This is a genomic window from Arthrobacter sp. SPT-J7, assembly GCF_059089965.1.
The window spans coordinates 1-589 of sequence record NZ_JBNHFF010000535.1 but is presented as its reverse complement, the minus strand read 5'-3'; the positions used below and the strand labels follow the sequence as shown (position 1 = coordinate 589).

The 589-nt window shown below is 60.4% G+C and carries 1 protein-coding gene; it reads right to left on the bottom strand.

The genetic code is table 11. The annotated features are described in order from the left end of the window. Positions 1 to 191: 191 nt before the first annotated feature. The coding region (locus AC5RWX_RS34110; RefSeq protein WP_494100548.1) for an enoyl-CoA hydratase/isomerase family protein at positions 192 to 589 on the bottom strand (398 nt) is incomplete at its 5' end.

Sequence of the window (589 nt, the reverse complement as noted above, 5' to 3'; positions counted from 1 at the left end):
TGTGAGGCAAGAGGAAGCACAGTAGCCAAGACCCGAATGACACCGGCCTATGCTTAGGTGTGTCCCGGCGTGGAAAGAGACGCACAAGTAACTTTGCGAAGACTTCAGGACAAGTCCTCAATTGGGAATCTATACGGACAGCGAAAGTAACAGCAGAATTTGCGGCGTTATAAAAGTTCCAGTTTGGTTGCCTACAGAGTCAATTTCCGCCCGGAGAACTGCGGCTCGCGCTTTTCCTGGAACGCCCGGAAACCCTCGGCATAATCATCGGTCTTGCAGAGCCGTGCCTGCTCGGCGTTCTCCTCCGCCATGGCTTCCCACAGGCCCAGCCGCTGGTCCCGGATGTGCGCCACCAGCTCCTTGCTGGCGGTGAACGCTTCAGTAGCACCGCGAGCCACCCGTGAGACGATCCCCCGCGTCGACTCCAGGAGCTCATCCGCCGGCATGGCCCGGCTGAACAGCCCCTGTGCCACCGCTTCGGTGCCGCTCATCAACTCAGCCGTGTAGATCAGGTCCAGCGTGCGGTGCATTCCGAGCCGCTCGGTGAAGTACCAGTGCCCGCCCGAATCCAGCGTGGCCCCCAGCTTGG